Annotated in this window: 23 protein-coding genes; 4 read left to right on the forward strand and 19 right to left on the reverse strand. The window is 41.4% G+C overall.

Features of this window, described 5'->3' with window-relative positions:
* Positions 1–7 precede the first annotated feature (7 nt).
* From ACOYVE_RS02365 to ACOYVE_RS02380, 4 genes are read left to right on the forward strand one after another with little or no spacing between them, the layout of a single operon-like run.
* Positions 8–2,695 (forward strand): heavy metal translocating P-type ATPase, encoded by a 2,688-nt coding sequence (locus tag ACOYVE_RS02365; protein WP_014855468.1) that lies wholly within the window; start codon positions 8–10, stop codon positions 2,693–2,695.
* A gap of 12 nt (positions 2,696–2,707) precedes the next feature.
* A complete protein-coding gene (locus ACOYVE_RS02370) occupies positions 2,708–3,085 on the forward strand; it encodes a cupredoxin domain-containing protein (protein ID WP_014855467.1) in 378 nt (125 codons plus the stop codon).
* A gap of 41 nt (positions 3,086–3,126) precedes the next feature.
* A complete protein-coding gene (locus ACOYVE_RS02375) occupies positions 3,127–3,693 on the forward strand; it encodes a class I SAM-dependent methyltransferase (RefSeq protein ID WP_422880654.1) in 567 nt (188 codons plus the stop codon).
* A gap of 15 nt (positions 3,694–3,708) precedes the next feature.
* Positions 3,709–4,062 (forward strand): DsrE/DsrF/TusD sulfur relay family protein, encoded by a 354-nt coding sequence (locus ACOYVE_RS02380; protein ID WP_014855466.1) that lies wholly within the window; start codon positions 3,709–3,711, stop codon positions 4,060–4,062.
* Positions 4,063–4,256: 194 nt separating this feature from the next.
* Here ACOYVE_RS02380 and ACOYVE_RS02385 read toward each other — a convergent pair whose 3' ends face one another.
* The 19 genes from ACOYVE_RS02385 to ACOYVE_RS02475 form a co-directional block, all read right to left on the reverse strand.
* Positions 4,257–4,559, reverse strand: coding sequence for an ATP-binding protein (locus tag ACOYVE_RS02385; RefSeq protein ID WP_014855465.1), 303 nt, complete (start codon positions 4,557–4,559; stop codon positions 4,257–4,259).
* A complete protein-coding gene (locus tag ACOYVE_RS02390) occupies positions 4,546–5,178 on the reverse strand; it encodes a hypothetical protein (RefSeq protein WP_014855464.1) in 633 nt (210 codons plus the stop codon). Before ACOYVE_RS02390 ends, ACOYVE_RS02385 begins: the two co-directional genes overlap by 14 nt.
* A 12-nt stretch (positions 5,179–5,190) precedes the next feature.
* Complete coding sequence (locus ACOYVE_RS02395) at positions 5,191–5,502, reverse strand: PadR family transcriptional regulator (RefSeq protein WP_014855463.1); 312 nt, start codon at positions 5,500–5,502, stop codon at positions 5,191–5,193.
* A gap of 95 nt (positions 5,503–5,597) precedes the next feature.
* On the reverse strand, positions 5,598–5,966 hold the full coding sequence (locus ACOYVE_RS02400) for a hypothetical protein (RefSeq protein WP_014855462.1): 369 nt from the start codon (positions 5,964–5,966) through the stop codon (positions 5,598–5,600).
* A 29-nt stretch (positions 5,967–5,995) separates the two neighbouring features.
* A complete protein-coding gene (locus tag ACOYVE_RS02405) occupies positions 5,996–6,583 on the reverse strand; it encodes a DUF2231 domain-containing protein (protein ID WP_014855461.1) in 588 nt (195 codons plus the stop codon).
* Positions 6,584–6,605: 22 nt separating this feature from the next.
* Positions 6,606–7,346, reverse strand: coding sequence for a hypothetical protein (locus ACOYVE_RS02410; protein WP_014855460.1), 741 nt, complete (start codon positions 7,344–7,346; stop codon positions 6,606–6,608).
* A 13-nt stretch (positions 7,347–7,359) separates the two neighbouring features.
* Positions 7,360–7,914 carry a hypothetical protein gene (locus ACOYVE_RS02415; RefSeq protein WP_014855459.1) on the reverse strand — a complete coding sequence of 185 codons (555 nt, stop codon included), beginning with the start codon at positions 7,912–7,914 and terminating at the stop codon, positions 7,360–7,362.
* Between the two features lie 14 nt (positions 7,915–7,928).
* The gene (locus ACOYVE_RS02420; RefSeq protein WP_014855458.1) at positions 7,929–9,065 is read right to left on the reverse strand and encodes a tetratricopeptide repeat protein; all 1,137 of its coding nucleotides are present in this window, start codon (positions 9,063–9,065) and stop codon (positions 7,929–7,931) included.
* A complete protein-coding gene (locus tag ACOYVE_RS02425) occupies positions 9,062–9,769 on the reverse strand; it encodes an ABC transporter ATP-binding protein (protein ID WP_014855457.1) in 708 nt (235 codons plus the stop codon). The genes ACOYVE_RS02420 and ACOYVE_RS02425 overlap by 4 nt, the downstream gene beginning before the upstream one ends.
* A gap of 12 nt (positions 9,770–9,781) precedes the next feature.
* Positions 9,782–10,942 (reverse strand): ABC transporter permease, encoded by a 1,161-nt coding sequence (locus ACOYVE_RS02430; protein ID WP_014855456.1) that lies wholly within the window; start codon positions 10,940–10,942, stop codon positions 9,782–9,784.
* A gap of 2 nt (positions 10,943–10,944) precedes the next feature.
* A complete protein-coding gene (locus ACOYVE_RS02435) occupies positions 10,945–11,604 on the reverse strand; it encodes a DUF2318 domain-containing protein (protein WP_014855455.1) in 660 nt (219 codons plus the stop codon).
* Between the two features lie 42 nt (positions 11,605–11,646).
* Entirely contained in the window at positions 11,647–12,561 is a 915-nt protein-coding gene (locus ACOYVE_RS02440; RefSeq protein ID WP_014855454.1) for a double zinc ribbon domain-containing protein, read from the reverse strand.
* 30 nt (positions 12,562–12,591) lie between these two features.
* Positions 12,592–12,990: a DUF1573 domain-containing protein gene (locus ACOYVE_RS02445; RefSeq protein WP_014855453.1), complete on the reverse strand. Its 399-nt coding sequence runs from the start codon at positions 12,988–12,990 to the stop codon at positions 12,592–12,594.
* Positions 12,991–13,059: 69 nt separating this feature from the next.
* Positions 13,060–13,485 carry a heavy metal-binding domain-containing protein gene (locus ACOYVE_RS02450; protein ID WP_422880655.1) on the reverse strand — a complete coding sequence of 142 codons (426 nt, stop codon included), beginning with the start codon at positions 13,483–13,485 and terminating at the stop codon, positions 13,060–13,062.
* Positions 13,486–13,660: 175 nt separating this feature from the next.
* Positions 13,661–13,993: a P-II family nitrogen regulator gene (locus tag ACOYVE_RS02455; RefSeq protein ID WP_422880656.1), complete on the reverse strand. Its 333-nt coding sequence runs from the start codon at positions 13,991–13,993 to the stop codon at positions 13,661–13,663.
* A 109-nt stretch (positions 13,994–14,102) separates the two neighbouring features.
* A complete protein-coding gene (locus ACOYVE_RS02460; protein WP_422880657.1) occupies positions 14,103–17,285 on the reverse strand; it encodes an efflux RND transporter permease subunit in 3,183 nt (1,060 codons plus the stop codon).
* 14 nt (positions 17,286–17,299) lie between these two features.
* On the reverse strand, positions 17,300–18,994 hold the full coding sequence (locus ACOYVE_RS02465) for an efflux RND transporter periplasmic adaptor subunit (RefSeq protein WP_422880658.1): 1,695 nt from the start codon (positions 18,992–18,994) through the stop codon (positions 17,300–17,302).
* On the reverse strand, positions 18,994–20,268 hold the full coding sequence (locus ACOYVE_RS02470) for a TolC family protein (RefSeq protein WP_422880659.1): 1,275 nt from the start codon (positions 20,266–20,268) through the stop codon (positions 18,994–18,996). Before ACOYVE_RS02470 ends, ACOYVE_RS02465 begins: the two co-directional genes overlap by 1 nt.
* A gap of 311 nt (positions 20,269–20,579) precedes the next feature.
* Positions 20,580–22,652, reverse strand: coding sequence for a carboxy terminal-processing peptidase (locus ACOYVE_RS02475; protein WP_422880661.1), 2,073 nt, complete (start codon positions 22,650–22,652; stop codon positions 20,580–20,582).
* Positions 22,653–22,693: the final 41 nt, after the last annotated feature.

Here is a 22,693-nt window from a genome sequence, read left to right on the forward strand (position 1 = left end):
CAACGAAATGGAAAGCTCTCGAAACACGAAAAAAAATATTGCTTACGACCCCGTTTGCGGAATGCAGGTTAAAAGCCCTTCGCAGTTTTACCTGGAATTAAGTGGAAAAATATTTGAGTTTTGTTCGGAAGATTGCCGGCAAAAGTTTGCTCTTAACCCGGAGTCTTATATAAATAAATCCGAAGACGACGGGCCTTCGTACAGATCTACGTTATACGGACTTCAAAAAGCGCAACTTCCAATCGTTGATATGCATTGCTCGACCTGCGCCCTTACAATCGAAAAAGAGGTTAAAAAACTCCCCGGCGTTAAATCGGCGGTAGTAAATTACGCTACCGCTACTGCATACGTCGATTACGATTCTGAAAGCGTAAAAACGGACGATATAATCGAAGCGATCAAAAAAGCGGGATATAAAACAGGCCGCTCCGTACTTAAGTTGGGAATCGGCGGAATGCATTGCGCTTCGTGCGTCACTAAAATTGAAAAAGAGTTGAATGAAACAAAAGGCGTAATCTCGGCAAGCGTCGACCTTGCGACCGAATCGGCGGTTATAAATTATATACCAGGAATGATTAATGTCTCGGACATTAAGAAGGTAATAGAAAAATTAGGATATGAAACGTTCGATACCGCAGGGGTAAAACCGGATAAGGCTAAAGAAGGAGAACCGGTTGACGAAAATCAGATTGCCCGCGAAAAAGAATATAAAACGTTAATGAAAAAATTCATATTCGCAGGCATACTGGCAATCCCGGTTGTGTTTTTTAGTTATCCTACTCTGTGGGGATTGCCGGCCGAATTTCAGCGCGGAAGCGAAACTCTGCGTTACATATGGATGGCGATGGGCTTGCTTGCTTTGCCGGTTATGTTCTGGTCGGGTTCTCAATTTTTTACCGGAGCCTGGTCGGCTTTTAAAAATCGATCTGCAAATATGCATACATTGATTGCAATCGGAATTTCCGCCGCGTGGATTTATTCTACAATAGCTACTTATTTCCCTTCTCTCTTTCCCAAAGCGGAATTGGCCGATCAATTCTATGACGTCGTCTTTGTGGTTGTGGCTCTGGTTGTGCTTGGAATGGCGCTTGAAATTAAAGCTAAAGGAAAAAGCTCCGAAGCCATAAAAAAATTAATCGGTCTTCAGGCAAAAACAGCGCGGGTTATTAGAGAAGGCAAAGAAGTCGATACTCCCGTTGAAGAAGTAGTTCTGGACGACATAATAATCGTAAGACCGGGAGAGAAAATTCCTGTCGACGGTATTGTTATTGAAGGCTCTTCTTCAATTGACGAATCGATGATTACCGGCGAGCCGATTCCCGTGGAAAAACATGCGGGCGACGAAGTTATAGGCGCTACAATCAACAAAACAGGCTCGTTCAAATTCAAAGCTACAAAAGTTGGAAAGGATACGGCGCTTGCTCAAATAATTCAGATGGTCGAACAGGCACAGAGTTCTAAAGCTCCTATACAAAGAATAGTCGATCAGGTATCGGGCTATTTTGTGCCGGCGGTAATTATACTGGCAATTTTATCTTTTGTCGTCTGGTATATCTTCGGTCCCGAGCCTCAATTAGTCTACGCTTTGATTGTATTTGTAACTGTTCTTGTAATTGCATGCCCTTGCGCTCTGGGATTGGCAACGCCTATATCGCTCATGGTTGGAGTAGGTAAAGGCGCGGAAAACGGAATATTGATCAGAAGCGGCGAAGCGTTGGAAACAGCTCAAAAACTCGATACGATTGTTCTCGATAAAACCGGAACAATAACCGAAGGAAAGCCTTCGTTAACTGATGTAATCGCCGTTAACGGCTTTGACAAAAATACCGTTCTTGCGTTGAGCGCCAGCGCCGAAAAAGCTTCGGAGCATCCGCTTGCGGAAGCGATTGTCAAAGGCGCAGCGGATAAAAATCTTGAATTGTACGATCCGAAAAACTTTAATGCTATTCCCGGGCATGGCATCGAAGCGGAGATTAACGGAAGAAAAGTTCTTTTGGGCAATCTGAAATTAATGATGAAATTCAATATCGATCTGGGCGATCTGCAATCCGTAAGCGAAAGCCTGGCTGACGAAGGCAAAACTCCGATGTATGTCGCAATTGACAATAAAGCAGCCGGAATCGTAGCCGTAGCCGACGTAATTAAAAAAGATTCTAAAGAAGCTATTGCTCAATTGAAAAAGATGGGACTTGAAGTTGTGATGATAACCGGCGACAACAGTCGAACGGCTAACGCTATTGCGCGACAGGTCGGTATCGACAGAGTGCTTGCGGAAGTTCTGCCGGAAGACAAAGCTTTTAATGTTCAGAAACTTCAGAACGAAGGGAAAAAAGTCGCAATGGTCGGCGACGGTATAAACGACGCGCCCGCTCTCGCGCAGGCAGATATCGGTCTTGCAATTGGAACCGGAACTGATGTTGCAATCGAAGCTTCGGATATTACGCTTATTAAAGGAAGTCTTAAAGGCGTGGTTACGGCTATTCAACTTTCGAAAGCGACGATGAAAAATATTAAAGAAAATTTATTCGGTTCATTTTTCTATAATGGGATCGGAATACCGATAGCTGCCGGAATGCTTTATCCTTTCTTCGGTATATTGTTATCGCCTATTATAGCAGGCGCTGCAATGGCTTTCAGTTCAGTAACGGTGGTTACAAATGCCAACCGTCTGAGAAGATTTAGACCAAAATTATAAGGAGAAAATAAAATGACTATCGACCAGATAATTGTACTTTTCGGAGGTTTGGGACTTTCCGCGCTTGTAGCCTGGTATTTCTGGTTCTCCGAGAAAAAGGCGGTTAAAGTTGAAGCAAGCGAATCCGGAATTCAGGAAGCCGTAATAAATGTAAAAGGCGGATACACGCCCGATGTTTTAATTTTCGAAGCCGGTAAACCAATCAGACTCAATTTCATAAGAGAAGAAACCGCCAGCTGTACCGAAGAAGTTGTGTTTTCCGATTTCAATAAACGCGCGACTTTAACTCCATTTAAAACCATCCCGGTTGAATTAAAAATAGACAAACCGGGCGAGTACGTTTTTCAGTGCGGTATGGGAATGGTTAAAGGGAAGTTGATTGTGAAATAGTTACTTTTGTTGCTTAAATATAAGAGAGTTTGAAGACTTTGATGAAAATCAGAGAAAGCGGAATGCCGGAAGAATCCTATTGGGAATCTTTTTTTGATATGCAATTAATTCTTTCTAAGCTTCATCTAGATGAAACAATTTTTGACGTGGTTGAATTTGGTTCGGGCTACGGAACTTTTTCAATTCCCGCGGCAAAAATTATTAAAGGTACTTTGCATGCTATTGATATCGATGATGAAATGATTAATCGGTTGAAAGAAAGAATTACAGCAGAAAATATTTCAAATATAAGAGTAATAAAACGTGATTTTGTAAATGAAGGAACTGGAATGGAAGATAGCTCGGTTGATTATGTTATGCTCTTTAATATTCTTCATGCGGAAAATCCTTTAATTCTTTTAAATGAAGCTTATCGAATTATAAAATCACAAGGTAAAGTTGGAGTTATACATTGGATCCATTCTACGGATACTCCGCGCGGTCCATCGCTGGAGATACGTCCAACGCCTCTTCAATGCATTGAATGGCTGTTGAAGGCAAATTTTAAAATCATTAATAAAGAAATATCGCTGCCTCCATATCATTATGGAATTATTGCATACAAGTAAATCATAGGAGAAACAATGAAGTATTTAATCGTTATCAACGACGCTCCATATGGAACAGAAAAAGCATACAATGCGCTTCGACTTGCAATGCAAGTTCAAAAAGATTATCAAGATGCGGAAGTAAGAATATTTTTGATGGCAGACGCCGCAACATGCGCTTTGCCAAATCAAACTACGCCAAATGGCTATTACAATATTGAAAGAATGTTAAAGTCCGTTATTTCAAAAGGCGGAAAAGTAAAAATTTGCGGCACTTGTGCCGATGCGCGTGGAATAAAAAATCTTCCTTTAATTGAAGGATGTCAAATAAGCGCAATGGCAGAATTAACCGCATGGACAGTGGATTCGGATAAAACGCTGGTATTCTAATTTTTATTTGAATAAATTAAATGTACATTTGAATGTATTGCTTTTCGGCAAGAAATTGCCTCTGTAAGGCGTAGGATCTTACTATAATAAGAGCTTATGCATTTTGCGTTTATTTGATAAGTCGAGCGTCTTTTATCAAATTATCTCGGAAGAATACCGGACGTAAATAAGAAAAAAGGCATTTAAGTGCCGTTTCAGTGAGTTAACGAATTATATGCTTTAATATGTAAGTCGATAGCAATTGCGGAAGTAGGACATTCCTCAACGCAAACCATACAGCCGTTGCACAATTCTGAATTTTTCATGAAAGGGAATGTCATCATTTTCTCAGGCAATGATTCTTTATTGGTTTTATCGTTGAATTCAAGAAATGACAAATAATTACCTTCAATTGATTTGCCGCTGTGAATTCTCATATCAATTGCTTTTGTTAAACAGACATCCGTACATATTCCGCAGGAGATGCAGTCTTTTGCGTTTAACTTAAGCCTGTACATTTTCTTTTCCCTTTATTTTGTCAGTAGTATTACTTCTAAATTGTCGGGAGAAATAATATAACGCCGCAGTAAATGTTAGAATTAGCAATACAAAGGTTATGTAAAAAACTACGGTAGAAAGTTCGGGATTAAGATTTGAACGAAGTGATTTCGTCGTTTGCCAGAAAGGCTGTTTGGCTGCCGGATATTCGTCTCCGGGAGCTTCCATCACCAACACATAACCAATAAAATTCAGAAAGGCTCCGAATGCTATAATGTAGTTATTTATTTTCGAAAGCTTATTATAATCTTCAGTGTTTCTGAATACTTTTATAATTAGAGAAATTACTAAGACAACCATACCAAACGGTACGAATGGCAAACCGATTTTTATATCTGCCATCAAATCGAGATTCACATTTAAGAAAATAAAGAGTACGGAAAAAAACAGCAGTCCGTCTCTGAGAATAATGTAGATTAACCACCAGAGATCGGCGGCTACTCTCAAAGTCATTCTTGATAAGATTCGTTCAAAGTATGGTCTGCCTATATGAAGAAAAGCCGAGATAATTGAAAAAAGAATTCCTAAATCGAGCAGCGTTTGAGCCGTCCATATTTCGAGCGCTTTGTAAGCGTTCATTTATCCCCCTTTTTATATTTCGTATAATTCGTCAACAAGTTCTTTTGCCTGTTGTTTGGCTTTTTCTAAAATTTTTTTGCCGTTTTTTGTAATGGAATAATAACGGCGTATTTTCCCGTTAACATTTTCGGTTTCGGATATTAAATATCCCTGCTCTTCAAGTTTGTGAAATATTGGGTATAAAGTTCCGTATGAAATGTGGTAGCCGTGTCGTTTTAACTCTTCGCTAAACTCCTGTCCATAAATTCGCTCTTTATTTGCGTGATGAAGAATATGCGCTTTGATAAAACCCAAAAACAAATCTTTTAATAATTTGTCTTCCATAATAAATTCCTTTTGTTATCGAAACATAATATCGTAGATCGATATAGGCAAGCGATATTCGCATAAAAATAAATTTTCCGGCGTTTGCAGACTTTTTAGTAATTTTCCGACAGTTGAAGCAAAAATGGGAAGTTGCGCCTGTCGATGTGATTTGCTTGCGATACCGAATCGAGCCATTTTAGTTCCGCTAAGCTCAGCTCGTGTATTTGCTCAAGGATATTGTATGTTTCGCTTATAAAATAACGCGCGACTTCCCTATTGGAAAAAACAGGAGGGGCTTCGGAAATGTATTCGTTTTCGAGCAGAGTGTCCAACGCTTCAATACAAAAATCCTCGGCGAAACCGAAATGTCTGCCGATTATTAAAGCCATCTTTCGCTCGTAATTGCAAATGGCGCCGTCTTTTCTGATTAGCGTTAAAAAGCCCCTGAGAAATTCGCTTTTGTCTTTATATGTTAGTTCCATCGGGTTATGTCGTATATTAGAATGTATGTTTAATGCGCTAACGTTCCGCCTAAAAAGCCCGTTACAAATACCAGAGCGGCGACGACTAAAGATAAAATTATAGTTATCTTTTTGTATCTGACGGATAAAAGAGAAATTAACCAAAATAATATTGTTACGGACGTAATGATTCCGAACAGCTCGTGTAAATCGGCTACCCACCACCGGCTTGTATTTTCAAACGCCGCTTTCTGTTGTTCGCCTGTAAAATAGGCTCCCACAGCCGTTAAGAACGCCAATGATACGAGCGCAAGCAAAGCGGGTCTATAACGCTCGTCTTTTAGATAAAAAAACATAAGTAAAAGTGCGGCAAGAGAAAAGGCTATTGGAAAATGAACTAATTTGTTGTGCAGGTGCGAAAATAATGATTTTCTAATATCCAACTCGAAAGTTTTCTCTTCCGCTTCGGAGCCGTTCGCGTTAGGTTTTTCGGCGAGGGCGGAAACGGGCTTCCCGTTAATTGCGATTGTGTCCCCGTTAACAGTTGTGACGGTGTCGGGTTTGCTGTTTTGGTGTCCTTCATGCGCCGTTATTAATATTGGCGCCAGTAAAATAATTAATACTTTTAATTTATTCATAAACGCTCCTTTTTTGTAATTATTATAAACTCCATTTAAGACCGTATGAAAACGAGTACTCGGAGAAGATTTCGCTTACTTCAAGCGTGCTTAAGAGGAAAAAAGTCGTGCGTAACGAAAAATTATAATTTATTCCCCAAGATATGAATTCCGCGTTATCGAAAAAATTGTCGTATGCTTTATAACCGTGCAGATAAACATAGACGTTAATTGTTTTATCGTAGAAACGTTTGCCGATACCGATTCCGTATGCAGCCGCCCTGTTGAATTCGGGATGTGATGCGCTGTTGATTATTATGTAGCCGGCGCCTCCGAATCCGTACATATGAGCGAAATATTTTCGGATTGTAAATGAAAAGCCATATTCATAATCGCCTCGATATTCGTTGCAAAACGCAAAAGGAAGCCTGGCATAGGAATTAATCGCTGTCGTAACGGAATTCATTTCGTCTTCGCCGTTGGATTCCGCGTCTCCATATAATGAGCTTGCGGGGAAATTGTAAAAGATATTCCGAGCCGTCAAAACGTCGTTTGCTGAAGAGTTGATTTTATCCCTGGCGTATATTAGTTCTGTAGAATGCGCAATATTCCAATTGCCTGCGCCGCTTATTCGAATAGTATTGTTAATAACGCCGTTTCTAATACCTGTGTATTCCACTTGCGTTGTAAACGACCACCCGTTCTGGGCGACTGCCGCTATTTGATAAAAAAACATGAAAAAGAATAGAAACGGTAATAAATATGTGATTTTTACGCTTTGCATCGATAAAAGAGCTCTAAAATATATGCCATAGAAACATCATTACAGCCATGCCGGCGGCGCCTATATACCACCATTCGCTTATTCCGTTCTCCCCGACGTGATTGTGTTTATAATGAATTTTATCAAAATCGAAAGAAATTTCCAGCGGAGTTTCTAATTGTTTTCCTTCGACGGCGTATACTAAAAACCGCCCTACGATTTGACGATCCGATTCAATGGGGCGGCTGACGGAAAACCTTTTTAAGCCGTCGGGGTATAACGGTTTTGCAAAGAGCGTTTCCTGAGGCTCGCTAATCTTTAATACTTCAAACCGCGCTTCGGCATCAGTTACCAAATCTTCGGAGGAAAGATTGAAAATTTCCAGGCTGTAATGTGACTGATTAGTTTGGAAGTCGGTTGAAAATTCCGCGCTGAACTTATATTCGTTATAAATAACTTCTTTGAAAATAGGAGCGACGGCTGCCGTTTCGTGATCGGACGAGTGCATCCCTATCATATGAAATCCCGGCGCCATACAGCCAGCCAGAAATAAAAGCGAAACGGTTAATATTAGCGTTAGTTTTTTCATAAGATTACCTCAAGTTAATTTGTTATTATCAGCGCTATGTCTAAATAATTTATTATAGGAACGGCTATCGAATCCAATAATCGCGGCTTATTGTTTATAATGTTTTTATAATATCCGGCTTTTTCCGGATTGCCCGCCAGTCTATATAGAGTCGAAAGGATTTGATAGCCTATTATCTGTTCGGGATTATTTTTAATTTCTTTTTCGGCGTAATAGATTGCTTCGTTTAAGTCGTTTGTTGAATAATAATAGTCGGCTTTCAATAGATTTATGTGCGCATTGTCGGGAAAAAGTTCTTCTATCTTTTCGATAGCGTTTCGGGCGTCCTTGAGTTTGTTAAGTTTTTTTTGCGTAATATACAGAGCTATCCAGGCGTCCGGGTTATTTTGCAGGAGAGAAAGAGAAATATTAAGAAATCGCTCGGCTTTTATGTATCTTTCTAAGCCAATGTAAAGCAATCCAAGCGTGTACGTTATTTTCGAATCCAGACTGTCAATAAAATACGCCTTTAAAAGATATTCCTCCGCTTGATTAAAGCGATTATTTAATAAATAAAGCGTTCCGAGATTATACAGTCCGTTGATATTTCTCGGATGGAATTCAACCGATTTCCTCAATAAAACTTCCGCCGTATAGTTATCGTCGTTGAACATTGCCAGCGCTCCCAGAGTATTCAGGGCGTCCATATTTGTAGAGTCTATTTCGAGGATACGATTAAAATATTTTTTTATAGAAGGATAATCTCTTTCGGCTATTGCAATCTGTCCCAGATATTCCGGTATTATCGCGTTGTCTTCCGTTTCATACTGAAGTTCTTCGAATAATTCTTTCGCCGCTTTAAAATCGTTTAGTAGATAATAGGTTTCTGCCAGTCTGAATTTTAAGGGCTTATTTTCGGGATTGAGTCTGTATGCGGCGTAATATTGTTCAGCTGCTTCGCGATACATATTTTTTTCAAAAAAGAAATTCCCTGATTGAACGTATATTGAATCGTTTTCTTTTGGGCGAGCCGCCGAGTTGTTCGTATTAAAGAGGAGCGAATCGTTAACTGAGGTTGAACTATTTGCGCTGTCGGGTCGAATTTGGGCGTAAGTGAAGACGGAATACGCCAGAAGCGCAAAAATGAACGCTATGTTAAGACATGCTTTCATATTTCCGCCGGCGCCATAGCGTTTTTGAAGATTTCAATATTTTTGACGGAGCCGTCGTGCAGCTCTACGCACTTCGTTGAGTAATGGACGTATTCTTTATTGTGAGTGACAATTATAATCGTTTTCCCTTCGTCGTTTAGTTCCGAAAACAAATCCATAATTGCCGCTCCGGTGCGGGAATCCAAATTACCCGTCGGTTCGTCCGCCAATATTATCAGAGGATCGTTTACGAGCGCTCTTGCTATAGCGACTCTTTGTTGTTCTCCGCCGCTTAATTCGTGGATTAATCTCTTGGATTTGCCCGTTAAACTTATTTTTTTTATTAAGGCGTCTACTCTTGCTCTTTGTTCTTCGGAACTTAATTCCGTAATTGACAAGGGCATCATAATGTTTTCTTCTACGGTCAGGTAAGGCATCAATTGGAAATTTTGGAATATGAATCCGATATATTCTTTACGGAAGTCGGCGAGACGCGAATTGTTAAGACGGTATATATCTATTTGATCGACAATAACGCTGCCGGATGTCGGTTTGTTTAGTCCTCCGATAGCCGTTAAAAGCGTGCTTTTTCCCGACCCGGATTGTCCAAGCAATATAATGAATTCATTTTTCTGAATATTCATGGAGATGCCGTTTACGGCTCGCACTTCTTCAGCGCCCGTATAATACTGTTTTACAAGATTTTTAATTTCAATAAAATTCATAACCATATTCCTTTATAATGCTCTGAATGCGGCGGTTGGGTCCAATCTCGTCGCTCTGTAGGCGGGATAAAATCCTCCGAGCATACCGAGTAAGACCGAGAAAATAAGTGATAGAAATAAGATATTAATATCGTAACCGACGCTGACGTTTGAATTCATTGAGAGTATTGGAACGATGAATTTAGCCGCTAAAATTCCGGTTATGTAGCCAAGCGCGCCCGCCGTCAGACTTATCATTATCACTTCAAGCAGAATAATCTGCATAATATGAATTCTTCTGAAACCGACAGCTTGAAAAATTCCGATTTCCCGCGTTCTTTCGTTTACCGAAGCGTTAATATTTGTGAATACAATCAACATGCTTATTATAAGTATAATTGCCGATACGCCGAGGGAAAAGTGCTCGAAGCGATGAATGGCTGTCATTTTGGATTCGATAGCTTGTTTGATGGGCGTAACGGATGCGCCCGGCAGCTTCGCAGAAATTTGGCTGACAATTTCGTCGATTGGGCAATCGTAGCATAGCGCAGCTATCTCAATAAGACTGATTTTATTGCCTTTCGAAAAAAGCGATTGAGCTTTATCGACCGACATAAAGAGCATACCGTCGTCTTGTGCCCCGGTTTTTTCTAATACGCCCGTTATTATAAATTTTTCGCCGGATATGGTAAGCGTGTCTTTGACTCTAAGGGACAATAATCCCGCCAGATTAGCCCCGATAAAGATTTCGTCTGACGCGTCTGGTTTTTTTCCGCGCAGCTTCCACCATTTTTTTAGTCTGAATTCCTCATTTGTTTTAATTCCCGCTACAATTACATTTTTCCCTGATATCTCTGTGAGTACAAAAAGTTTGGGCGCTACAATGCTTATGTTCTTTTTGTTTTTTATGTTTCTTATTTTAATAATGTCTTCGTTGTTGAGCTCGTGGGACTCGTACGACGTGCTGCTTATCGAAATGCCAGCGTAATTTAATGAAAGATTGTCCGATTTTGGCGTCACTAGTATATTTGCCCCGTATTCGTCAAGCGCCGCGGCTACATTTTCGTTGATGTTTTTGCTTACCGTCATAATTGTTATTACTGAGGCGACCGAAAGCAAAAGTCCCGCGATTAATAATATATTTTTTGACTTTTTCCTTTTTATACTCTGTAATGCAATGGAATATATTTTCATATTCAGACCCGTCTTCTCCAGTTTGTTACAAATTGTTTCTCAATCTGAATTTCATTCCCGACAATCTTGCTTGGAATGGGGTCGGGAGGATATTTCCCGCATGATCCGCTTATTGCGTCCAGATTATTAAGATCCCACGTGGTGCCGCATGAGTTGCATACGAGGTCGCCGCCTTGTATGTGAAACTCCGTAGAGTTGCAAGGCTCGCACATGCTGATTGCGGTTACTACTTTTCCGTCTTCGGTTAAGTAAGCCAGTATCGGCGGCGTTGATTCAGGCAAACCTGCCACCTGAAAACGCGCAAATTTATTCTCTTTAACGAGTTCAAGCGGTATGATTATTTTTCCGTCTTTTTCAAAGGCGACGGTTATTATATGATCGAAACGGCTCTGAGGATAGTCGACATTGTCGGTCACTCGAGGTTGTTCTTTTATAATTGAATATGCTTTGCTCGGTTCGGAATTGAAGTAATATATTAAGAATATTACGAAAAGAACTATAATTCCCGCGATGTACAGGTTGTTGCCGCGACGGCTCGTTTTACCGATAATACGATCGCGCTTGCTCTCGTCATTATGAATTTTTTTTCCGCAATTTGGGCAATAAATAACCGACTCGTTAATCTTGTTTCCGCATTCGGGACAGTAATTATTAATCGACATGGTTAACTCCGTTGTTATTCTTGATTAAAGACAAATGCGTAATTATATTTTTTTTCCGCCGTATCGTTTATCTACAAGCTCAATAATTTGATCGACGCTATATTTGTTCTCGGCAATCCTATCTCTAATGAATTTTTTGACTTCCGTCGCTCCGTTCGGATGATTGCAATTGCAATCTTTAAGTTCGTCTATGCCGCATTGACCGCAAGGACAATTAAAAGCCGAATAAATATTATTTATGTCGGCAAAAGTTGCGCTTTGCGCGCTCGCGTTAATTCCTTTAGCCGGACTTGAAGGGTATTTTATCTCCGTAGTATTCCAGACTCGCGATTTATCCACATTGTAACTTTTTGCGTATTCAGACTTAAGGTATCCGTATTTATTTGCAAGCGCCATTATTATGTCGGATGAATTCGCATTTTTTTCGACGTATTCTCTGATAAACTGCCTTTCCTCGGCGGCGCGGGGACACGTACAAAGCTCGAGCGATTCTTCGCCGCAGGTGCCGCAAGAGCAAACGAATTTAGAAGCGATCTCGTAAACTTTTGCTTCTACGGCGGGATTGCCGCTCTTAATTTCAAAATTAGCAGGCTTGTAAAGATTGTCTTTATTTATATTTTTATCGATGATAGTGTATATTGCCAGAGAGGCGACGAAAACCCCTATCGTTATTATTAATGGTTTGAAATTCAGTCTTTTCTCGATATTATAATTGTTCGAGCGATGTTTCCCTTTGATAGTCTTTGAGGGATTGCGTTTGTTTTTCTTGGGCCGAAGTTCGCCCTGCTGCACAGCCGCCTTGATTTTGGCTCCGCACGATACGCAATATGTATTTGAAGAATCGTTGTCCGCGCCGCACATGTTGCAAGAGACGGTTGCTTTTTCAAGTTTGACGCCGCAATTAGTGCAAAATTTGTTTTCGTCGTTATTATTGAGTCCGCAGTTGTTACAAATCATAAAAGACCTCTCATAAAAATTATTAAAACGTCAATTGGATGTAATGTTTGCATGTATTGTTATTTTCAGTCTCTTATTAAGAGGGTCGTCCGTTTCAAGATATACGTATTTTAGTTGCTTACCCGATTTTCCTTTTGGGTTGAAAGAAACTTTAAGACTGCTTGTTTCGCCGGGGGCAAGCTTGCGTTTATCCGGTAAAACAGCCGTACACCCGCATGAAGCTCGCGCGCTCAATATATGAAGCGTGTCTGTTCCGGCGTTTTTGATTAAGAAATATGCGGTAACGGTAGAATCGCCTCCGATATCGCCAAAATCATACGCTTGCGGTTCGACCGTTGCTCTGGGAGACGCGGTTTGAGCGACAGCATGATTATAAGAGAGAAACAAGAGAATTATTGCCGCCAGCGGTAATGTGAATTTTGTTTTCATGGTGTTTGCCTTGAATAAATTTCTATTTAAATAAACGGGCAGCCCGGCAAAACGGGCTGCCCCCTTTTTCTATTGTTTTACCTTATAGCCGTGTTCGAGTAATTTTTTCTTAGCTTGATCGAGGGTTGTCTCTTTTAATTTCATTTCGCAAATCGGGCAAAAGCCGGGGTTGTCGGATATTACGTTCCAATCCATTTGGTCCTGAAAGACTTTGCCGTCTTTGTTTTCGTCAATTGCCTCCAGGTCGATTATTCCCTCGCGAATGAGCGGGCTTTTTTTCGTCATATGATGATCGGAACCCCTCATCTTATGCATATCCATGGTTTCGGTGTGCATTGCCGAATCCTTCATCATTTCATGCATTTTATGGTTTTTGTCGTGCATCATTTTATGCTGCGATTTTGTCGAATCTGAGTTGCTTTGCGCAAAAGAAATAGATGCAAAGGCAAAAATTAGCGCCAGTATGGCAGCGTCGATAGATTTTAGTCGTTTCATTTTGTAGCTCCTTTTTTTGTTTGAAGATGAATTTTGTTTTAAAAAATCGTACGTGGATTTTGTAATCCTGGCTTGAACGGGCTTTCCGTCGCGGGCTATATAACTGCAGAAATATTCCCGTTCGCCTGTGCGCTTTTTTACTTTCGCGAATAATGTTAATAATTTATAGTTCATGTTAAATTTTGTTTTTTTCTTTTGTTTTTATTTTTATGGACGTTTCGACGGGGGAAATGAAGATCATTCCGTCGCCGGATTTTCCCGTATGTCCATAGCGTAAAATTATTTCCGAAAGTTTCTCTACTTCTTCGTCGTCGCAGACGATTTCCAGTTTTATAACTTTCGAGTACTTTTCCACGAATTCAATCGAATAACTGAAAGAATCCTGGTCAGCCCATTCGCACAGAGCGTAGACGTCGATAACTGTCATACCCTTAACTCCCGCGCTTTCGAGATTCTGAATTATTAAGTCTGCGCGCTCTCTTCTTATGTAAGCCTTTATCTCTTTCATAATAACTCCGATTTAGTGACAGCAGTCGTTTTTTTTAATGTTCCTTATTTTGATAATAACGGCGGCTATTATCGCCGCCGTCAGTATAGAAATTAATAGAGTTGACATATCAAGCCTCGGTTTTGTCTGAGGCATTCAACATTTTTCTTACTTCTCTTCTTTTAATCGTATAGTAAATTGCAGGATAAACCGTAAGTTCCATTATCATACTGGTTATAATACCGCCTACCATCGGAGCCGCAATTCTTTTCATTACGTCCGATCCGGTGCCGATTCCTATTATAATAGGAAGCAAACCGAGCAGAGTGGTCATTACGGTCATCATCTTCGGACGAATTCTTTTAACCGCGCCTTCAAAAATCGAATTGCGCAGGTCGGAAAGTGATTTCATCATTCCTTCCTTTTTATATTTTTCGTATGCCAGATCGAGATAGAGAAGCATAACAACGCCTGTCTCGGCGTCTACTCCCAGCAGCGCTATTATGCCAACCCAAACGGCAACGCTCAGATTGAAACCTGCGATGTATAAGTACCAGATGGCTCCGACCATTGAAAAAGGAAGCGCCAGCAATACCACGCCCGTTTTCCATGCGGACTTGGTATTCATGTACAGAAGCACTATTACAATTAACAAAGTAAGCGGCACAACCATCATAAGGTGTTTGGAAGATCTTTCCATGTATTCATACTGACCCGACCATTTGATCGAGTATCCCGCGGGCAATTGCAATTTATCACCGATTATTTCTTTTGCCCTGCTAATATATGTGCCCACATCGGCGTCTTGATTCAAATCGACATAAACCCACGTGTTTGGACGCGCGTTTTCGGATTTTATGCTCGGCGGTCCCTTTTTGATTTCAATCTGACCCAACTGTTCCAAAGGTATATTTCCGCCGGAAGGAAGAGGCACGAGCACCCGTTTTAAAGCGTCGATGTTTTCACGGTAATCGCGCATGTAACGGAGATTCACCGGATATCTTTCCAACCCTTCGACGGTTTTGGTAATGTTCATTCCGCCGACAGCCGACATAAATACATCCTGGACGTCACCAACCGTAAGACCGTATCTGGCGATAGCGTCGCGGTCAATCCTGAAATCGACGTAGTTGCCTCCGACCGACCTTTCGGCGTATGCAGAACGCGTGCCGGGAACTGTTTTCATGATTTCTTCAACTTCTTTTCCGAGTTTTTGCAGCACATTTAAATCGGGTCCGGCAATTTTAATTCCTACGGGAGTTTTTATCCCTGTCGAAAGCATATCGATCCGGGTTTTAATGGGCATAGTCCATGCGTTGGTAAGTCCGGGTATTTTAATAGCGGCGTCGAGTTCTTCGACTAATTTATCGGGAGTCATTCCCTCGCGCCATTGATCGCGGGGCTTCAATCGAATTGTGGTCTCCACCATAGTAAGCGGCGCAGGGTCGGTTGCCGTTTCGGCTCTTCCTATTTTGCCGAATACCGATTCGACTTCGGGAAACGACTTGATTATTTTATCGGTCTGCTGCAATAACTCCCTTGCTTTTGTAACGGATATACCGGGCAGAGTAGTCGGCATATAAAGCAAATCGCCTTCGTATAAAGGAGGCATGAATTCCGAACCTAATTTCGAATAAGGATATATTGTAAATAAAATTATTACTAACGCTCCGGACATTACCCACCATCTTCTCCGCATTACAAAATCGACTATGGGATGATACAGTCTGACGAGAACTTTTGTAATAGGATTGTCTTCTTCTTTTCGCATGCGCCCGCGCACAAAATAACCGAGCAATATAGGAACGATTGTAACTGCAAGAATTGCCGCGCCCGCCATAGCGTACGTTTTTGTAAACGCCAACGGTTTGAACAATCTTCCTTCCTGCTGTTCCAATGTAAAGACAGGCAGAAAGGAGATGGTAATTACTAGAAGCGAGTAGAATATCGAAGGTCCTACTTCTTTGGCGGACTCGGCAATAATCTTCCAGTGAGGTCTCTGCTTTTCCGGAGGCTTGTCATACTCTTCGGATAAGTGCTTCGCGGCGTTTTCAACAAGAACAATCGACGCGTCCACCATAGCGCCTATTGCAATAGCTATGCCTCCGAGCGACATTATGTTTGCGTTGATACCCTGCAGTTTCATTAGTATGAACGATACAAGAACGGCTGTGGGCAGCGTAAAAATTGCCACGAAAGAACTCCGGATATGGAGCAGAAATGCAATTATTACGAGGGCAACTATAATCGTTTCTTCAAGTAATTTCCCTTTGAGGTTGTCGATGGCGCTATTAATCAATGTAGAACGGTCGTAAGCGGTTTCTATTTTAACGTCTTCGGGCAATGATTTTTTAAGTTCATCGAGCCTTTCCTTTACTTTGTTTATAACGGTAAGAGCGTCCTCGCCGTAACGCAATACTATAATTCCTCCTACTGTTTCGCCTTCGCCGTTCCAGTCGGCAAGTCCTCTGCGAAGTTCGGGACCGATGTTTATTGTAGCTACGTCTTTAAGATAAATAGGCGTTCCTGTTGTCGGAGAAACTCCGATCGAAACGTTTTTCAGATCGTCTACGCTTTTTATATATCCGAGACCGCGCACCATAAACTCGGTTTCGCCCATTTCAAGGAGTCGTCCGCCGACGTCGTTGTTGCTGCGCTGTATCGCCGTTTTAATTTTCTGAAGCGGTATATTGTAAGAAGCAAGTTTCGTAGGGTCAACGTTGACCTGATATTGTTTTACGTATCCGCCGATACTTGCAACTTCGGATACTCCCGGAATCGAAGAAAGCTCGTACTTGAGAAAATAATCCTGAATCGAACGGAGTTCCTGAAGACTTCTTTTGTCGGAATTCAGTACGTATTGATAAATCCATCCCAAACCGGTAGCGTCCGGACCCAATTCTGGCGACACTCCCTGCGGCAGAGAACTGCGGAGACCCGACAGATATTCCAGAACCCGGCTCCTTGCCCAGTAAATATCCGTGCCGTCTTCAAATATTATATAAACCATCGAAAACCCGAAAAAAGAATAACCGCGCACGTCTTTTGCGTACGGCACAGACAGCATTTTGGTCGTAAGAGGATATGTTACCTGGTCTTCTACTATTCGCGGTCCCTGCCCCGGATATTCCGTATAGATAATAACCTGAACGTCGCTCAAATCGGGAATGGCGTCTATTTTAGTGTTTACAACAGACCAGATTCCTCCCAGGATCAAAGCCACGGTTAAAAGAATAACCAAGAACTTATTATTCAAAGACCATTCTATTAATTTGGCAATTAAACCTTCTTTTTGTTTTTCATCGGTAAACATCTGGAGCTCCTTATTTACTTAACTTGGAAACCGTGTTCGATTAAATTTTGTTTTGCTTCTTCGATAGTTACTTCGGACAGAAACATATTGCAAACCGGGCACCTTCCGGGTTCGTCCGATATAACATTCCAGTCCATCAAATCCTGATATACTTTTCCGTCTTTGTTTCTGTCGATCGCTTTCAAATCGATAACGCCTTCCCGGACAATCGATTCCTTCTTTTTCCCTTTTTCCATGCCGGCGTTGTTCATGTTATCATGCGAGTGAGCATCGTGCGTTTCGCCTCTCTTCATTTCGATATTCATATTGTGGGATGCAGTAGTATCCTGCGGGGATTTGGTTTCTTCGGCCGAACCGGATGTAAACTGGCTGACAGCCGCTCTTAGATTGCTTTCGGAATCGATGAGGAACTGAGCGGATGTAACTATAGTAGTTCCTTCTGTTAAACCGTCGAGAACCTGATAATATCCGTCTGCATATCCGCCGAGTTTTATCTCCTGCGGTTTGAATTTTCCTTCGCCCAACGCTATGATAACGATATCTTTTCTACCGCTGCGAATTACGGCATTTTCGGGCGCTACGGGCTTAATGCCCAGGTCTTTGCCGTAAATCGTTACATTTGCCAGCATGGCGGGTTTTAACAAGTCGTATTTATTAGGTATGTCGAGCCTGACTTTTGCCGTTCTTGTTTTGGGCTCGATTGTCGGATAAATAAAGCTTACTTTGCCTGTAAATATTTTATCCGGCAGAAAATTAAAACGGATTTCGGATTTCGAGCCTAACTCTATTTTTGAGAGTTCGTATTCGTAAATATCCGCGGTCAGCCACAATAACGATAAATCCGAAATCTGAAGCAGCGGCATGCCTGGCATAACTTTTTGTCCTTCGAGCGCATTTTTCGAAATTACGGTTCCGTTTTTCCGGGCGTAGAGAGTAGCGTAGGTTTTAACTTCTTTCGTCTCGATCAGTTTTTTAATGTCCGAGTCGGACATTTCAAGAAGCTCCAGTTTCCTGATAGCGTTCTTGATGAGCATATCGCCGCTTTCGAGAATATCGTTTACGTCCGTTTTGATGACGGCGTTTTTATAGGCGATAGCGGACAATAATTCCTGCTGGGCTGCGACAAGTTCGGGCGAGTAGATGTCCATCAGCCGGTCGCCTTTATGCACTTTTTGTCCGGTATAGTTAATATACAATTTCTCAATCCATCCGTTGACCCTGGTAGTCACTATGTAATCGGTTTGTTCGTTTGTCGTAAGAATTCCGTTTGTAACGACAATGTTCGAAAGTCGCGTCGATTTTACTTTTTCGGTCTTAACGTTCATGTTTTGAACTACCGCCGGGTCGATTGTAACTATCCCGGAGGAGCCGGCTTCGTCTTCGTAGACCGGAACCAGATCCATTCCCATTTTTGATTTGCCGGGACGGTCGTAAATTTCATTCGGGTCCATCGGAGCGCGCCAATAGAGAATTTTCCTTTCGCCGCTCGATTTGCCCGTTCCTTTTTTAGGAACTAATTTCATACCGCAAACCGGGCAGTCGCCCGGCTCTTCCAGAATAATTTCCGGGTGCATTCCGCACGTCCAGAGCTGCTTTTCTTCCGTTTTATTTTCGGTTGTTTGAACGCTCTTTTCCTGCGTAAACAAAAAATATCCGGCTGCCGCTATTCCAAGCGCGACCAATGCGATTAATATTATTTTCTTATTCATCAGAATTGCTCCTTATTGATTCTTTTGCCGATTAAGAATTCGAGTTGAGATATTTCCTTAAAAAAATTAGTTCTTATTTTGTAAAGATTGGTTTCGATTTCATAAACTTTATTTTGAGCGTCGAGAACGTTAATAAAATCGATTTCGCCGACCTGATAATTTGCCAGCGCGGCGTTCAATGACTGAACGGCTTGCGGCAGCAATCCGTCCTCGATTAATTTTTCTCTTTCCTTGAACTCGTTTAGTCTTGCCAGCGACGCTCCGAAATTTTTATAAAGCGTTTGAAGAGCAAGATTATACTGATCGGCATAAAGTTGCTGCATTAATCTTGCTTCTTCCACTTTGGACGATTTTTTTCCGCCGTAGTCGAGCGGAATGTTCAATCCGACTACAAAAGAAAGAAAATCGTTCAATGGCGCGTTCGTAGCAGCAATTTTGTCCCGCTGAGAGTATTGAATTGAAAAGTTGAAGTTCGGATAAAATTCGTACTCATACAAAGCTTCCGTCAGTTTCGATTTTTCTTTTGCCAGAAGAATCCCTTTTAAAAAAGGTCTGTTCTCTTCGGCGGTTTTAACCAGTCCGTTAAAATCAATTGAGTAATTATGAATTCCGGGAATTGAATCGGTCTCGATTGGAGAAGCCGGCTCTTTCAACAATAGCGAGTTTAACGCCGTTAAAGCCGAATTTTCCATGCTTTTCAACTCTTCGATTTTATCGTTTATTTTTGTTATTTCCACTTCAATTTGTATCAGGTTTTGTTGACTGGCTTTCGAAACTGCGTACTTTGTTCTTACAACCTCTGCGATTTTGTCGAGCAGATTTTTGCTTTTCTTTGCAATGCGTATGGCTTCGCGATAGAATCTGAGGTCGTAATAGTTTTTTTGAACTTCGTTGATAATTTCGTTTGCCGCGTCGTCAATTTCCTGTTGATTTATTTCGACGTCCTTAGCCTGCGCTTTTCCTGCGGCGCTCAATTTACCGGGGAACGGCACGGCTTGACTCAGACCGATAATTTTGGAAGTCATCGGCTCCTGAGTGAATTTAAATGAATTAACCGGAAGGTTCATTGCGCCGAATGTAAGCGTCGGATCGGGCAGATTGGAAACCTGCGGTATTCTCGATTCCGACACGCTTTGTTTGACGCGGAGCATTTTTAGTTTGGGACTTACCCGGATAGCCTCGTCGATAAGTTTATCGAGATTCGAGTCGTAAGATTGAGCGGCAAGTGGATAAGTAAATAATAGCAAAATTAAAAGCAATTTGGTTCTTGTCATAACAATTTCCCGTAATTATTTTTTACCGATTTTTGTTATCATAATGCATAATACCGCTATCAAAGCGATATAGAGCAGCATTAAAGAAAGTTGTATGTATTGGTCGTTAATCATAGGCGGATATAAATGCAAAAGCCGTGCCGTCCGGGAAAACGCCCAAATGAAGCAAAAATAAAAGATGAGGCGAGTCGGATTTAAAGAAATTTAAATTCTTTTAAATTTTTTTAAGAGGGAATTCGATGGAAGTTAATTTTGGAAAAGCAAGAAACGCTTTCCCGAAATATTCAATCGATTCCGGGAAAGCGTTCGGTTTAACCGACTTTGGCTAAAATGAAATCCGCCAGTATTCTGCCGGTCTCTTTTAATTCGTAGTCTTTTATCCAGGAGTCTTCCGTGGAAGTTTCTTTCTTTTCCTTTATGTCAATGCCGAGCAATTTGGCTTTTTCTTCTTCTCTTCTTTTTTTCTCGGCGTCGGCTTTTTCTTTTTCGGCTTTTCTCTTTTCGAGATTCAGAGTGAACAGTTTTTTCTGTCGGTTCTTTTTGAACTCTTTTATTTCTTCAAGAAGGAATTGATATTCGGGGTCTTTTTGAGCGCGGTTCTCGTGTTTCTGTTCCAGTAACGGAATTAAGTTCGTCAGATTATCGTACGGTTCGTACTGCACGGGATTGATTGTATCGTAGGGGAGAGCCCTGTCGTAAGCGCTTTCTCCGAAATCTTTCGATTCGTAAGGCGAAGGGAATTCCACGTCGGGTTCTACGCCTTTGTTCTGAGTCGAATTGCCGGTAACTCTGTAAAATTTTGCAATCGTTAATTTCAATTTGCCCAGTTTTTTGTCTTTGATCGGAATTTGACTGTTCAAATCGAGGAGATTTTGAACCGTGCCTTTTCCGAAAGTATTTTCTCCGATTACAAGTCCGCGTCCGTAATCCTGAATTGCGCCAGAAAGAATTTCGGACGCCGAAGCGCTGAATCGATTGACGAGCACTGCAAGCGGACCGTCGTAATAAATATTAGAATCGCGATCGCTGTTGACTTCGATTATGTTCATAATATTTTTAACCTGTACGACGGGTCCGGCTTTGATAAATAATCCTGTGAGATTAATCGCTTCCTGCAACGAGCCGCCGCCGTTGTTTCTCAAATCGAGAATTACGCCGTCGACTTTTTCTTTCTTAAATTCGTCGAGTATCTTTTTTACGTCGCGCGTGGTGCTTCTGTAGTCTTTTAATCCTTTCTGTTGCGCTTCGAAATCGCTGTAAAAGGAAGGAAGTTTTATTACGCCCAGTTTGAATTTGAGTCCCTCTTCCTCGATATTAATTATTTCGCTTTTTGCCGCCTGCTCTTCGAGTTTCACTTCGTCGCGTACAATTTTAATTTCAGTCGGTTGAGCGTTGGCTCCGTCTTCGGCTTTTAAAATCAATAAACGCACGAGAGTGCCTTTTTTACCGCGAATTAATTTAATAACGTCGTCGAGCCGCCATCCTACTACGTCGACCATTTCGCCGTCTTCGCCCTGAGCCACGCCGATAATTTTATCGTCGGCGCGCAAAAGTCCGCTTTTATCTGCGGGCCCTCCGGGCACAATGCTAACGACTACGGTGTAATCGTAGTCCTGACGCAGAGTGGCGCCGATTCCTTCGAGCGAAAGCTTCATGCTGATATCGAAATTATCCGACGCAGAAGGCGACAGATAATCGGAATGCGGGTCGTATACCTGACTTACCGAATTCATAAAAACGGAAAAAACGTCTTCGGACTCGTATTGTAAAATGATTTTATGATAGTTTCTGTAACGTTTTAACAAAACGTCGACGGCGCCTTTCCAATCTTTACCGGAAAGTATCAAATTCAACGCGTCGTTTTTTAAGCGCAGTCTCCACAATTCATTTAATTCTTCTTCTGTCAGAGCCCAGTCGGCGCTGTCCCTGTCGGGCCGGAAATATTCGTCTTTAGTAAAATCGAATTCATGCTCCAGGATTTTTTCAACGTATTTTACGCGTTCGCCCAATCTTTTTTTGTAGAGATTGAATATTTCGAACGGCACGTTCAGATTTCCGCTCTCCAGATAATTGTCGAATTCGCGGCGATATTTCTCGAATTGATTTATATCTTGTTTGAGAAAATAAAGCTTGGAATTGTCCAGGTTCTTAATGTACTGGTCGAAAATTAACGAAGAGAGAGTGTCGGAAAGAGGTTCTTTTCGAAAATGGTACCGGCTTAGAATACTCGTTATTACCTGAGCCACCCGTTCGTTTGTTTCCTCGGGAAGCAGCACTTTGTTAGAATCGATCGAATGATCTTTGTTGATAACTTCTTCAACGTTTTGAGCGTTGATAAAACCGGACAAGAATGCGAAGCTGAGCAAAAGAATTAATTTTTTCATTGAGTATTCCGAATTATTTTGTATTCATACATTGACAAATT

The organism is Melioribacter sp., from assembly GCF_049325435.1.
Lineage (GTDB): Bacteria > Bacteroidota > Ignavibacteria > Ignavibacteriales > Melioribacteraceae > Melioribacter > Melioribacter roseus.